The organism is Chryseobacterium mulctrae (assembly GCF_006175945.1).
Taxonomy (GTDB): domain Bacteria; phylum Bacteroidota; class Bacteroidia; order Flavobacteriales; family Weeksellaceae; genus Chryseobacterium; species Chryseobacterium mulctrae.
Map to the genome: position 1 here is coordinate 2,269,908 of NZ_VAJL01000001.1, position 12,734 is coordinate 2,282,641.

Consider the following 12,734-nt stretch of genomic DNA (forward strand, 5'->3'; position numbering starts at 1 on the left):
AATTATAAAAATTTATTTTCTACCAATACCCAAAGTCTTTGGGCATATTCATCTACTTTTTCCCAATTTTTATCATAATACAGCTCGCTGAGATATTCTTTTGCCTCTTCGATATTTTTACATCTGTTAAGCTCAGAAATTGAATCATTCAGATCTGTCTGGCTTCCGTTAAAAAGCACCTTTGTAAAAGCAATCCTGTCATTCAGATCAAGTCTGAATTCTGGTCTTGGCTTTTCGACTTCCATAAATTGAGTCGGAATATTTGTTTTTATTAAACTTCCGATATCTTCTTTTACAACTGGAATTTCAACTTTTTCATGCAGAGTTTCTCTTTCCAAAGGATCGTCATCAAATAAGGTTTGAATATTTTTTAAACCTCTTATATTGGCGAGCTTTATTTTCTTTTCCTGATGATAAGCATCCAGATTTTCAAAACTTTCGTCTGATTTTGGAATTTCTGCTGTTATTTCAGGTTGTGGTTTATCTATTTCTACAATTTTTCCTCTCCCTGAATCTTCTGTTTTAAGCTCAGCTTCTTCTTCAGGAGCTTCAAAATCTTTTTTAATTTCATTTAAAATAGATTTTACATTTGAACTTTCTGAGATAATTTCATCATTTTCATGATTAAATGTTGAAACATATTCATTCTCAGTTTCTTCAATTAAAATTTCATCTTCATCAAATTCATTCTCAAAAATATCGGGAATAATTTGAGTTTCAGCAGATGCTTTTTCAGAAATATGATTTTCTTCTTCAATAATTTCATTTAACTGATCATTGAAAGAAATCTCTTCTTCAGTTGCCTCCTCATTAAAAATTTCTTCACTAAAATCATCATCACTTTCCGGCTGAGAATCTTCCAAAATTCTTTCTTCATCTACAAAACTCAAAACTCGGTCAGGATTTTCCGATGATTCATCTTCGTCAATTTCATTTAACTGATTATTGAAAACTGCTTCTTCTTCAAGATGATCTGAAATTTCGTCTGACACAAAATTTATATCAGCTTCAGGCTCATTTTCTCCAACAAAATTGACAATATTTTCATGGAAATCACTTTCAATAATTTCATTCAATTGATTATTAAAAATGACTTCTTCTTCCTCAATTTTATTTTCGCTTTCAGAAAAAGATTCGTTTCCGATTTCGTTTAGTTCGTTATTAAAAATCGCTTCCTCTTCTGTTACCAAATAATTAGAAACCAAAGATTCACCTTTCTGATAATCAGTAAAATTTGAATTTTGCTGTTGGTAATCGCCCAGATTTTTATCCAACAATTTTAAAAAAGCAATTTTTTCCACGAGATCATTCAAGAGATCTTGTTTCGAAATCAGTTCGTCAACGTTGTTTATTCCACCCAAAATATCAATGATATTCCTGGATTCAAAAAAAATCTTATCCTTTAAATCTTGAATGTTCTGCATCGTAGATTCTTATTAAAATTGCTTACTTTTGATCTTAAAATATTACGGCTAATTTAACAAATGTTTTTAGAAAATACAATTAATCATTCCAAACAAAGCGGTTGGATGGAAGTTATTTGTGGCTCAATGTTTTCCGGAAAAACCGAAGAGTTGATCCGAAGGCTGAGAAGAGCTGAAATGGCGGGGCAGAATGTGGAAATTTTTAAACCTAAAACCGATACGAGATATTCTGATGAAGATGTCGTTTCGCACAACAAAAACAAGATTCGCAGTACCGCGGTAGAAAATCCTAACGAAATTATTTTGTTGGGGTCAAATTGTGATGTTCTCGGAATTGATGAAGCACAGTTTTTTGATGAGAGTATTGTAGAAATTGCCAATCAGTTGGCCAACAGCGGAATTAGGGTAGTCATTGCAGGTTTGGATATGGATTTTCTGGGACGACCTTTCGGACCGATGCCTTATTTGATGGCAACTGCCGAATACGTTACAAAAGTACACGCCATCTGTAGAAGAACAGGAAATTTAGCCAATTATTCGATGAGAACTTCCGAAGGAAAAAACTTGGTAGAACTCGGAGAAACAGAATCTTACGATGCAGTAAGCCGAAGAGTTTTTGTAGATGAAGTTTTAAACAAAAAAGAAGTTTAATATCAAATTTATTTTTAATTTTGTTTAAATTTTAATAGTAAAAACTATCAAAAAATGATATTAGAAATTAAAAATTATATAAAAATAAGTAATTCTATTGATGAGATTCTGAGAAACTCTCCTTTCAAAATAAAATATATTATTGAAAAGACAGGAATTTCTGAGCCCACATTTTTTAGAAAAATGAAGGAGAAAAAATTTTTACCTGAAGAATTGCTGAAAATTGCTGAGATTATTGAACCTCAAAATTCTTTTTTGCAATCTTTAAAAGAGGCAGAAAGAGAATTGGATGAAGGAAAATATTATTCTCACAGTGATGTAATGAAAATTTCTGAAGAACGTTTTTTGAAGAAATATGGAAATAAGATGGTCTAATTTTGCTCTTCAAGATCTCGAGCAAATTGAAGATTATATAGGAAATCGTTTTACCTACAAAGAGTATCAGAAATTCATAGAGATTCTTAACCGTAAAATTGAATTGATTTTGGACAGAAAAGTAATCTTTCAAAAATTAGAACAATCACCTGATTACAATAAACTTCTGATTACTGAACAGACCACACTTATTTACAAATTAGAAACGAAATATCTCAAAATACTGAGGTTATATAACAATTATCAAAACGAAGATAAAAAATTTGTGATTGATGATCTTTAAAATGAAATGAATTATACAGTAAGCCAAATCGCAGACATCACCAATGCAAAAATTATTGGTAACGAAAATCTGATTATCAAAAACATTGCTTTTGATAGCAGAATTATTTATTCAACCAAAAATACTGCGTTCATTGCCATTAATACTTCTAAAAATTCTGGCGAAAAATTTATTGAATCTGCCATCGACAGAGGAATCAATGTCATTATTTCTGAGCATCACTATTCTCAGTTTGAAAATATAACCTGGATTATTGTAGAAAATTCTGTAGAATTTCTTCAAAAATTAGCCAAATTTCATTTCAAAAATTCTCAAATAAAATCTATCGGAATTACAGGAAGTAATGGAAAAACTATTTTAAAAGAATGGTTGTATCAATGTCTTTGGAATGAGTTTCCAACGGTGAAAAGCCCAAAAAGTTTTAATTCACAAATCGGACTTCCACTTTCTTTACTTCAAATAAGTGATACCCATCAACTGGGAATTTTTGAAATAGGAATTTCTAAACCTAATGAAATGGAAAAGCTGGAAAATATCTTCCAGCCACAAATTGGTTTATTAACCCATATCGGAACGGCTCATCTTGCTAATTTCAAGTCTGAAGAAGATTTGATCGATGAAAAAATACAGCTTTTCAAAGATTCTGAAGTGATAATTTATAACGGTGATAATCCATTTGTTGATAAAAAATTAAGTGATTTATATTCAAGTAAAAAATTAATTTCTTACGGACTTTCAGATTCTAATCAGGTTTACTTTAAAAATAACATTTCAAAAGACGAGAAGTTTGTTGTACATTATTTTGGTGAAGAAATATCCTTCCCTGTTCATCAAAGAGATGAAGTGACTTTAACGAATGTTTTAGCGCTGATTACGGTCTTGAAAGAATTAGGTATCGAAAATCAAAATATCATCGAAAAAATCAACGCTTTAAAGGCTGTCGAAATGAGACTTGAAGCGATTGAAGGACAAAAAAACAATATTGTGATTAATGATTCTTTTAATCTTGATTTAGATTCTCTTAAGACTGCTCTTCAGTTTTTAAATGAATACAAAAAACCGAAGAAATCATTGGTGTTGACCGATATTGTCGGTGTTAATTCCAATTCAAAAGAGCTGTATGAAGAAGTTTCAGAATTGGTTAATGAACAAAAATTTGATTCTGTATTCTTAATCGGTGATGAAATATCAAAATTTAGTGATTTATTTAAAGCTAAAACCCATACTTTTATTAATACTCAGGAATTAATTGACAGTAAACATCTTACAGAAATAGAAAATCAAATTATTTTACTTAAAGGAGCTAGAAAATTTGAAATTGAGAAAATAAAAGATTTATTAGAGCTTAGAAAGCATGATACGGTTTTAGAAATCAATTTAAATGCACTTCTGCACAACATTAATTATCATAAATCTTTGCTTAAACCAGCCACAAAAATGATGGCCATGGTAAAAGCAAATGCTTACGGTTTAGGAAGTTACGAAATTTCAGAATTTTTACAGCACCATCATATTGATTATTTAGGAGTTGCTTTCGTTGACGAAGGAGTTGAGCTTCGAAAAAAAGGAATTACCGTTCCTATTGTTGTCATGAATCCTGAACAACATAGTTATGACACGGTGATTCAATATAATTTAGAGCCAGAAATTTACAGTTTCCGTATTCTAGAATTATTTTATGAAGCCATTCAGAAATCAGGATATGACAAAAATTATCCTATTCACATCAAGCTTGAGACAGGAATGCATCGTCTTGGATTTAAAGATTTTGAATTGGATCAATTAAGCCAGACTTTAAATAAAACCAGCCTAAAAGTTCAAAGTATTTTTAGCCATCTTTCGTCTTCAGATATGCCGACCGAGAAAGAATTTACTTTAAGGCAGCTGGAAACTTTTGAGAAAAATTCAAGCTATTTAATTGAAAAATTGGGTTACACTCCTATTCGACATATTTTAAATTCATCAGGAATTACAAGCTATACCAATCACCAGTATGACATGGTGAGAATTGGGATAGGAATGCTCGGAGAATCACCAAATAGTGAAATACAAAAACAATTACAATCTGTCGTAAGTTTTAAAACTGTAATTTCACAAATTTCTTTAGTAGAAAACGGGGAATCTGTAGGATACAGTAGAAGATTTAAACCTAATCAAGCGACAAAAATTGCCACAATTCCTGTAGGTTATGCAGACGGAATTCCAAGACTCATTGGAAACCAAATCGGAAATGTGGGCGTCAATAAAACTTTAGCGCCAATTGTTGGAAGCATTTGTATGGATATGATGATGATTAATGTTGATCATATTCCCAATGTAAAAGAAGGCGATACGGTGACTGTTTTCAATGCAAAACCAAGCTTAAAAGAATTCGCAGAATACTGCAAAACCATAACTTATGAAGTATTAACCTCCATTTCACCTCGTGTAAAACGGATTTATGTAAAAGACTAACTATGAGAAAACTCCTCACTTTGCTGTTTGTATTTCAGCTACTTTTGATACAGTCTCAGGTAAAGAAAGATTTGGTGATTCCTAAAAATCCAAAAATCGGTCTTTCCCTTGCAGGTGGTGGAGCTAAAGGTTTTTCTCACGTAGGAGTTCTCAAAGTACTCGATTCTTTAGGTGTAAAAGTAGATTACATCTCGGGTACAAGTATGGGTGCGATTGTAGGAGGTTTGTATGCTTCCGGATATTCTGGAAAGGAAATTGAAAAAATTGTGATGGATACTGATTTCTATTCATTAATCAGAGATCCAAAATCAAGAAAAGAAAGTTCATTTTTCAATAAATCTGTCGACAAATATCTTTTTTCTATTCCTTTAAAAAACGGAAAGATAACCCTTCCCTCTTCGATCAGTTCGGGGCAGAAGAATGTTTATCTTTTAAAAGAATTATTTAAAAACGTTTCGAACGTTAATGATTTTTCAAAACTTCCTATTCCGTTTATGTGTGTTGCCACCAATTTAGAAAGTGGAAATATGCAGATTTTTGAAAGCGGAGATTTGGTACAGTCTATTATGGCAAGTTCTGCATTTCCATCTTTAATGGATCCTGTAAAAATTGGCGACAGTATTTATATAGATGGTGCAATGACCGTAAATTATCCTTCAAAACCTTTAAAAGATAAAGGAATTGATATTGTAATTGGTGTAGATTTAAATCAGGATTTATCTAAAAGAGAAGATTTAAATAATATTATTTCAATTCTCAATCAGGTCATCGATTTCGGCATTCAGAAAGATACAAGAAGACAGTATAAACATACCGATATCAATATCAAACCTAATCTTACCGGAATGACTGCTACAAGCTACGATGACAAGAAAAAAATTCTCGATAGCGGATATGTTGAAGGTTTAAAATATACTGCAATACTAGATCAGTTACCAAAACGTGAATTCGACCGTCTCAGACAGGCTGTAAATCCAATATATTCTAATGTATATAAGATTGACAGTATTTCGATAGAAGGTGGTAAAATTTACGGAAAAAACTACGTTCTCGGGAAAATGGGACTTCGCCTTCCCTCTTTGCAAACTTACGGCAGCATCAACAAAGGTTTAGACAAATTGGTTGCCACCAATAATTACCGTTTTATTAATTATGATATCGTTACAGAAAATAATTTTAATTATCTCAAATTATATGTAACCGAAGACGAAGCAAGACATTTTCTGAAAGTTGGACTTCACTATGATGAAATTTTCAAAACAGGGCTTCTTTTAAATTATTCAGCCAAAAGACTTTTATTTAAAAATTCAAATCTTTCTTTAGACGTAGTTGTAGGAGATAAACCCAGATATTACTTAAACTATTTTATAGATAACGGATATATTCCCGGATTTGGTATTTATTCTTCAGGAATGAGTTTCGACTTAAAAAATAATTTAAATATTAATGCAGATAAATGGGAATGGCTCCGCAACGAAGCTTATATACAGTCTGTTTGGAGAGATAAATTCGCTATAGGAACCGGAATTAGCCATGATTACTTTGAAGCCGAAATAAACGGCTTAAATAAGCGATACAACCGTTTCCTCAACCCTTATGTATTTCTAAAGAGCGATACTCAAAACGACCGCGATTTTCCTACAAAAGGGTTCTATCTTAATGCCGAAGGAAAGGTAATCGACTTAATGAAATCTGAAGTTGAAAAAAGATTAATCCAAGTGAAAGCCGATGTGAGAGTTAATCTTCCAATTACAAAACAGCTTAGTTATCACCTGAATCTTTATGGCGGAATTACCATCGGCGAAAATTTACCCGAATATTATCAGTACAGATTGGGAGGAATATTTGAGCAGAATATTGTCAATTTCAAAAACTTTTCAGGGTTTTATTTTGCACAGCTCAACTCCAATAATGTAGTTTTAATTTCGAATGATCTTCAGTTTAAATTTTATAAAAATTTATTTTTGAGCGGAAACTTTTCTTTCGCCAATATTTCAGACGACATAAGCTTTGAAGACGCTGTGAAAGTTAATTATAGCTCTGTAGGTGCTACTCTAGGCTATAAATCTCCGTTTGGACAAATAAAATTGAATTTCAGTCACTCATTAAAAAATAATCAAAAAGGCATATTCAGTGTAATTTTAGGACACTGGTTTTAAAAAAAATGATACAATTCTTTTACGAAAATTTACCCGAATCGGTAAATACAGAATACACTACATGGTTGAAAGACATCATTCTTTCAGAAGGTAAAAAGTTGGGAGAAATCAATTATATATTTTGCGATGACGAATATTTATTGAAGGTAAACCAGGATTATTTACAGCACGATTACTATACAGACATCATTACTTTCGACTATGTGAAAGGCAAAACAATAAGCGGAGAGATTTTCGTATCTTTGCAGCGCATTTCAGACAACGCTTCTACCCTATCCAAAAATTATGAAGAAGAACTCAGAAGAGTCTTGGCTCATGGCATTCTTCATCTTTGCGGATATAAAGATAAAACTAAGGAGGAAGAACAGTTAATGCGAAATAAAGAAGATTTTTATATTGCAAAGTATAACTAAATCTTTTTAGAGCTTATTCCCGCTCTCCGCACTCGCTATTTTCTTTTTTAAAGAAAATGAGCTCAAACAAATGCTACGATCGGGGCTAAAACAATCACACAACAAGCCATTATAGCTTGTAAATTTAAATAATGTTTCACGTGAAACATTTTGATAAAAAATAAAATTTAAGGCTTAAAACAAGCAATAAAAAATGATTTCAGAAATATATGATGTAATCGTAGTAGGTGCAGGTCACGCAGGTTGTGAAGCTGCTGCTGCTGCAGCCAATTTAGGTTCAAAAACTTTATTGGTTACAATGAATATGCAGACCATTGGACAAATGAGCTGCAACCCGGCAATGGGTGGAATTGCCAAAGGACAGATCGTAAGAGAAATCGATGCGATGGGAGGATATTCAGGAATTATTGCAGACAAATCTGCAATCCAATTTAAGATGCTGAATCTTTCAAAAGGTCCTGCAATGTGGTCTCCAAGAACACAGAATGACAGAATGCTTTTCGCAGAAGAATGGCGTTTAGCATTAGAAAATACTCCAAATCTTGATTTTTTTCAGGATATGGTAAAAAGCTTAATTATAGAGAATAACAAAGCTGTTGGTGTTGTAACTTCATTGGGAATTGAGATCAGATCAAAATCTGTTGTTTTAACCAATGGAACTTTCCTTAATGGATTAATTCACGTAGGAGACAAACAATTGGGAGGTGGAAGAATGGGTGAACCAAGAGCTTTAGGAATCACAGAACAATTGGTTTCTTTAGGTTTTGAAGCAGGAAGAATGAAGACAGGTACTCCACCGAGAGTAGATGGAAGAAGCCTTGATTATTCTAAAATGGAAGAGCAAAAAGGAGATCAAAACCCTCAAAAATTCAGCTATTTAGATACTCCGAAGTTAACCAAACAATTAAGCTGTCATATCGTTTATACAAACGAGGCAGTTCACGATATTTTACGTGAAGGTTTCGACAGAAGCCCAATGTTCAACGGTACAATTCAAAGTTTAGGACCAAGATATTGCCCAAGTATTGAAGATAAAATCAATCGTTTTGCAGAAAGAACAAGACACCAACTATTCGTAGAACCGGAAGGTTGGAAGACTGTAGAAATCTATGTAAACGGTTTTAGTTCGTCTCTTCCTGAAGATGTACAGATTAAAGCAATGAGACATATCCCAGGATTTGAAAATGTAAAAGTATTCAGACCAGGCTATGCTATTGAATATGATTACTTCCCCCCTACTCAGTTAAAGCATACTTTAGAAACAAAATTAGTAGATAATTTATATTTTGCAGGTCAAATCAACGGTACAACCGGTTATGAAGAAGCAGCTGGACAAGGTTTGATGGCGGGTATCAATGCACACAATAAGGTTCACGAAAAGGATGAATTTATCCTTAACAGAGATGAAGCTTATATTGGAGTTTTAATTGATGATTTAATTACAAAAGGTACTGAGGAACCATACAGAATGTTTACTTCAAGAGCTGAATACAGGCTTCTTTTAAGACAGGATAATGCAGATATCAGACTAACTGAAAAAGCATATCAACTAGGTCTAGCAAAAGAGGAAAGACTAAAAAGAGTTGAAGAGAAAATAGCTAAAAGCCAGGAACTTGAAACCTTTTTACGAGAAACTTCTTTAAAGCCAGGAATCATAAATCCTATTCTTGAAAGCATGGAAAGTAATCCTGTAGATCAAGCTTATAGAGCTTCTCAATTCCTTACAAGACCTAATATTACATTAGAAAAATTGGAAGAAATTGATGCTATAAAAGAAGTTTCTTCTCAATATAGCGATGAAGTAAGAGAGCAGGCTGAAGTAAATATTAAGTATAAAGGCTATATTGAAAAGGAAAAAGAAAACGTTGCAAAGCTTAATCGCCTAGAAAATGTAAAGATTCCTGAAGATTTTGATTATTTAAAAATCTCAAGCTTATCTGCTGAAGCAAAACAAAAAATGAATAATGTAAGACCAAAAACGGTAGCTCAAGCTGGAAGAATAAGTGGCGTTTCACCGGCAGATATCAATGTTTTACTTATCTATTTAGGACGTTAAACACAAAATGTTTCACGTGAAACATTTATAAAATAAAAGCGAAAATTAAGGTATTTATGAGCTTACTCCAAACTCTGAATATCTTAATTTTTAATTTAAAAGAAACAAGCTAAATGAAAATAAAGGATCATTTTCTTTCACAGGAAATATTTGAAATTAAAGAAACAGAAACAAAAGGAGTTTTTAAAACCTCCCCTATTCCATCGAATATTTCTAAATATTATGAAAGCGAAGATTATATATCTCATCATCAGGATTCGGGAAGTTTAAAAGAAAAATTGTACAAATTTTTACAGTCTTTTAATTTACAGTATAAAAAAACAATTCTTTTAGACAGAATAAAGAAAGGCTCAAGAGTATTGGATTATGGATGTGGAGCCGGAGAATTTGTAAAATATATAGAAAATGATTTTGAAGTTTTCGGTTTTGAACCAAATGCAGATGCAAGAAAAGCTGTACAAAATAAGATTTCAAAAGCTACCATTTTAGATAATATCAATACTATTGAAGACCATAGTTTAGATGCAATTACACTTTGGCATGTTTTCGAGCACGTGGAAAATCAAGATGAGATGCTCGAAATTTTTAATAGAAAATTAAAAGAAAAAGGCTTACTAATTATTGCTGTTCCCAACCCTACTTCTTACGATGCAAAACATTACAAAGAATATTGGGCAGCTTATGATGTGCCGAGACATATTTATCATTTCTCAAAAAATGGAATGGAAAATCTTATTGCAAAGAAACCAAATTGGAAAATGAGAAAAATCAAACCGTTAGTTTTAGATTCGTATTACATCTCAATGTTGAGCGAAAAATACAAAAAATCTCCCCTATTTTGGCTAAAAGCAGTCATCTACGGAACGATTTCTAACGTAAAAGCCCTTTTTTCTAACGAATTTTCGAGTTTGATATACATTATCGAAAAAAAATAGAAAATTGATTTTTAAGCCGTTTATGAAGGTCAATTTTCCCTATTTTCATTAAAAAAATAAAAACTCGAGACACAATCTCGAGTTTTTTATTTTATTCACTACTCCCCTACTCTAAATTTTAATTCCATATTTTATTTAAAAAATAAAATTTAAAAAATTAAAGATTTCAATTCTAAAAATATTAGCAAAATGTTAGTAAGTGGTATATTTAATAAAAAGAGAAAATATATTTAAACCAAAATTAACCCCCTGAGAATCTCGTAGATTTTTTTTAATTAATAATTATACAGGATAGCAGAAATAGAACAGCACAAATCAAAAAAATAAAAATCAAATGTTTTGAATTTTATCACATGAAAGGTTTAAATCAATTTTCAAAAATATAGCTTTAATTCTTAATTCAAATAAAGCCTCTGAGAATGCTACAGAAATTTTTTAATGAATAATAACTCAGTACATGAGATAGAAAACAACACAAATTAAAAAAAGTAAAACTCAAATAATTTTATTTTTTAAAAATTTTTGAAAAGATTATCTAAATTTGAAAATAGAACGTACACGAAAGTTCAAACAAACCCTCTGAGAATCGCATAGAATTTTTTTTCTTGATAACAACACAGTATATCAGATAGAGAAAACCTTAAAATTTAAAAAAATAAAATTCTATTTTAAAGTTAATGTCAAAAATTAAGGAAATACAAAGAAATCGAGGAAATTGAAAAAGAAAAAGAAAAAGTCTGCTATAAATAGCAGACTTTCGATATATTTTTAAAGTTTAGTTGTTTATGGCAGCAACTCCAGGAAGTTCAAGACCTTCTAAACTTTCAAGCATGGCTCCACCTCCGGTAGATACATAGCTTACCTTATCAGCATAACCAAACTGTTTTACAAAGGCAACACTGTCCCCTCCTCCAACAAGAGAAAAAGCTCCCAATTTCGTAGCTTCAGCGATGCTTTCACCAAGAGCTATTGTTCCTGCAGCAAAATTAGACATTTCAAAAACGCCAATTGGTCCATTCCAAAGAATAGTTCTGGAATTTAACAATACATCATTAAATTGATCTCTAGATTTTGCACCAGCGTCCAATCCCATCCATCCTTCTGGAATTTCATAAATATCTACTTCTTTTCTTTCAGCATCATTATTAAAGCTTTCAGCAATAATCGTATCTGAAGGAAGATATACTTTTACATTATGTTGTTTAGCCTTTCCTAAAATTTCTAGAGCCAATGGCAATTTATCTTCTTCAACCAAAGAAGTACCAATTTTCCCACCAAGCGCTTTAATAAATGTGAAAGCCATACCTCCACCAATGATCAAATTGTCCACTGCAGGCAAAATATTTTCTATAATGGTAATTTTAGTTGAAACTTTTGAACCACCAAGTATTGCAGTAACTGGTTTCTCACCACTTTTTAGAACTTTATCAATAGCCTTTAGTTCATTAGCCATCAATAAACCGAAGAATTTAGTTGAGTTAAAGAATTTAGCGATCACTGCAGTAGAAGCATGAGCTCTATGTGCTGTACCAAAAGCATCATTCACATAAGCATCACCTAGCTTAGAAAGTTGCTCAGCAAAACCTTCATCACCTTTTTCTTCTTCATTATGAAAACGTAAGTTCTCTAATAATAAAATTTCACCTGGTTGAAGATCAGAAGCTGCCGTTTCTGCTTTTTCTCCTACAGACTCTTCTACAAATTTTACTTCTTGACCCAAAACTGCAGAAACTTCTTCTAAAATATTTTTTAGAGAAAACTCATTTTTTATTTCTCCTTTGGGTCTACCAAGATGAGTCATCAAAATTACAGAACCTCCATCTTTAAGAATTTTCTCAACGGTTGGTTTCACCGCAACAATTCTTGTATTGTCTGTAACTTTTAGTTGATCATCCTGAGGAACATTAAAATCTACTCTTACCAGAGCTTTCTTATCTTTAAAATTGAAATCGTTGATTGTTTTCATACTTAAATGTATATTTTT

10 protein-coding genes are annotated in these 12,734 nt (G+C 31.8%); 8 read left to right on the forward strand and 2 right to left on the reverse strand.

The features are described 5' to 3' along the window. Nucleotides 1–2: 2 nt before the first annotated feature. On the reverse strand, nucleotides 3–1,424 hold the full coding sequence (locus FDY99_RS10340) for a hypothetical protein (protein WP_139421273.1): 1,422 nt from the start codon (nucleotides 1,422–1,424) through the stop codon (nucleotides 3–5). Nucleotides 1,425–1,484: 60 nt separating this feature from the next. On the opposite strand from FDY99_RS10340, the gene FDY99_RS10345 reads away from it, so the two are divergent. The 8 genes from FDY99_RS10345 to FDY99_RS10380 all read left to right on the forward strand — a co-directional run bounded on the left by FDY99_RS10345 (nucleotide 1,485) and on the right by FDY99_RS10380 (nucleotide 10,750). Further along, entirely contained in the window at nucleotides 1,485–2,075 is a 591-nt protein-coding gene (locus FDY99_RS10345) for a thymidine kinase (RefSeq protein WP_139421275.1), read from the forward strand. Between the two features lie 54 nt (nucleotides 2,076–2,129). Then, nucleotides 2,130–2,450 (forward strand): hypothetical protein, encoded by a 321-nt coding sequence (locus FDY99_RS10350; RefSeq protein ID WP_139421277.1) that lies wholly within the window; start codon nucleotides 2,130–2,132, stop codon nucleotides 2,448–2,450. Beyond that, nucleotides 2,431–2,733 (forward strand): type II toxin-antitoxin system RelE/ParE family toxin, encoded by a 303-nt coding sequence (locus FDY99_RS10355; RefSeq protein ID WP_139421279.1) that lies wholly within the window; start codon nucleotides 2,431–2,433, stop codon nucleotides 2,731–2,733. The genes FDY99_RS10350 and FDY99_RS10355 overlap by 20 nt, the downstream gene beginning before the upstream one ends. Nucleotides 2,734–2,739: 6 nt before the next feature. Further along, a complete protein-coding gene (locus FDY99_RS10360) occupies nucleotides 2,740–5,187 on the forward strand; it encodes a bifunctional UDP-N-acetylmuramoyl-tripeptide:D-alanyl-D-alanine ligase/alanine racemase (RefSeq protein ID WP_139421281.1) in 2,448 nt (815 codons plus the stop codon). A 2-nt stretch (nucleotides 5,188–5,189) separates the two neighbouring features. Next, complete coding sequence (locus tag FDY99_RS10365) at nucleotides 5,190–7,346, forward strand: patatin-like phospholipase family protein (protein ID WP_139421283.1); 2,157 nt, start codon at nucleotides 5,190–5,192, stop codon at nucleotides 7,344–7,346. 5 nt (nucleotides 7,347–7,351) lie between these two features. Beyond that, on the forward strand, nucleotides 7,352–7,759 hold the full coding sequence (ybeY, locus tag FDY99_RS10370; protein ID WP_139421285.1) for an rRNA maturation RNase YbeY: 408 nt from the start codon (nucleotides 7,352–7,354) through the stop codon (nucleotides 7,757–7,759). Between the two features lie 193 nt (nucleotides 7,760–7,952). Next, a complete protein-coding gene (gene mnmG, locus FDY99_RS10375; protein WP_139421287.1) occupies nucleotides 7,953–9,815 on the forward strand; it encodes a tRNA uridine-5-carboxymethylaminomethyl(34) synthesis enzyme MnmG in 1,863 nt (620 codons plus the stop codon). Between the two features lie 113 nt (nucleotides 9,816–9,928). Then, the gene (locus tag FDY99_RS10380) at nucleotides 9,929–10,750 is read left to right on the forward strand and encodes a class I SAM-dependent methyltransferase (protein WP_139421289.1); all 822 of its coding nucleotides are present in this window, start codon (nucleotides 9,929–9,931) and stop codon (nucleotides 10,748–10,750) included. A 775-nt stretch (nucleotides 10,751–11,525) separates the two neighbouring features. Here the strand turns inward: FDY99_RS10380 and FDY99_RS10385 are convergent. Beyond that, a complete protein-coding gene (locus FDY99_RS10385) occupies nucleotides 11,526–12,716 on the reverse strand; it encodes a phosphoglycerate kinase (protein WP_139421291.1) in 1,191 nt (396 codons plus the stop codon). Nucleotides 12,717–12,734 lie beyond the last annotated feature (18 nt).

Bases quoted from the DNA above. Each gene is read 5' to 3' on its own strand.
- FDY99_RS10340 (WP_139421273.1), bottom strand. From the start codon at position 1,424: ATGCAGAACATTCAAGATTTAAAGGATAAGATTTTTTTTGAATCCAGG.
- ybeY (WP_139421285.1), top strand. From the start codon at position 7,352: ATGATACAATTCTTTTACGAAAATTTACCCGAATCGGTAAATACAGAA.
- FDY99_RS10380 (WP_139421289.1), top strand. From the start codon at position 9,929: ATGAAAATAAAGGATCATTTTCTTTCACAGGAAATATTTGAAATTAAA.
- FDY99_RS10365 (WP_139421283.1), top strand. From the start codon at position 5,190: ATGAGAAAACTCCTCACTTTGCTGTTTGTATTTCAGCTACTTTTGATA.
- FDY99_RS10385 (WP_139421291.1), bottom strand. From the start codon at position 12,716: ATGAAAACAATCAACGATTTCAATTTTAAAGATAAGAAAGCTCTGGTA.
- FDY99_RS10345 (WP_139421275.1), top strand. From the start codon at position 1,485: ATGTTTTTAGAAAATACAATTAATCATTCCAAACAAAGCGGTTGGATG.
- mnmG (WP_139421287.1), top strand. From the start codon at position 7,953: ATGATTTCAGAAATATATGATGTAATCGTAGTAGGTGCAGGTCACGCA.
- FDY99_RS10350 (WP_139421277.1), top strand. From the start codon at position 2,130: ATGATATTAGAAATTAAAAATTATATAAAAATAAGTAATTCTATTGAT.
- FDY99_RS10360 (WP_139421281.1), top strand. From the start codon at position 2,740: ATGAATTATACAGTAAGCCAAATCGCAGACATCACCAATGCAAAAATT.
- FDY99_RS10355 (WP_139421279.1), top strand. From the start codon at position 2,431: ATGGAAATAAGATGGTCTAATTTTGCTCTTCAAGATCTCGAGCAAATT.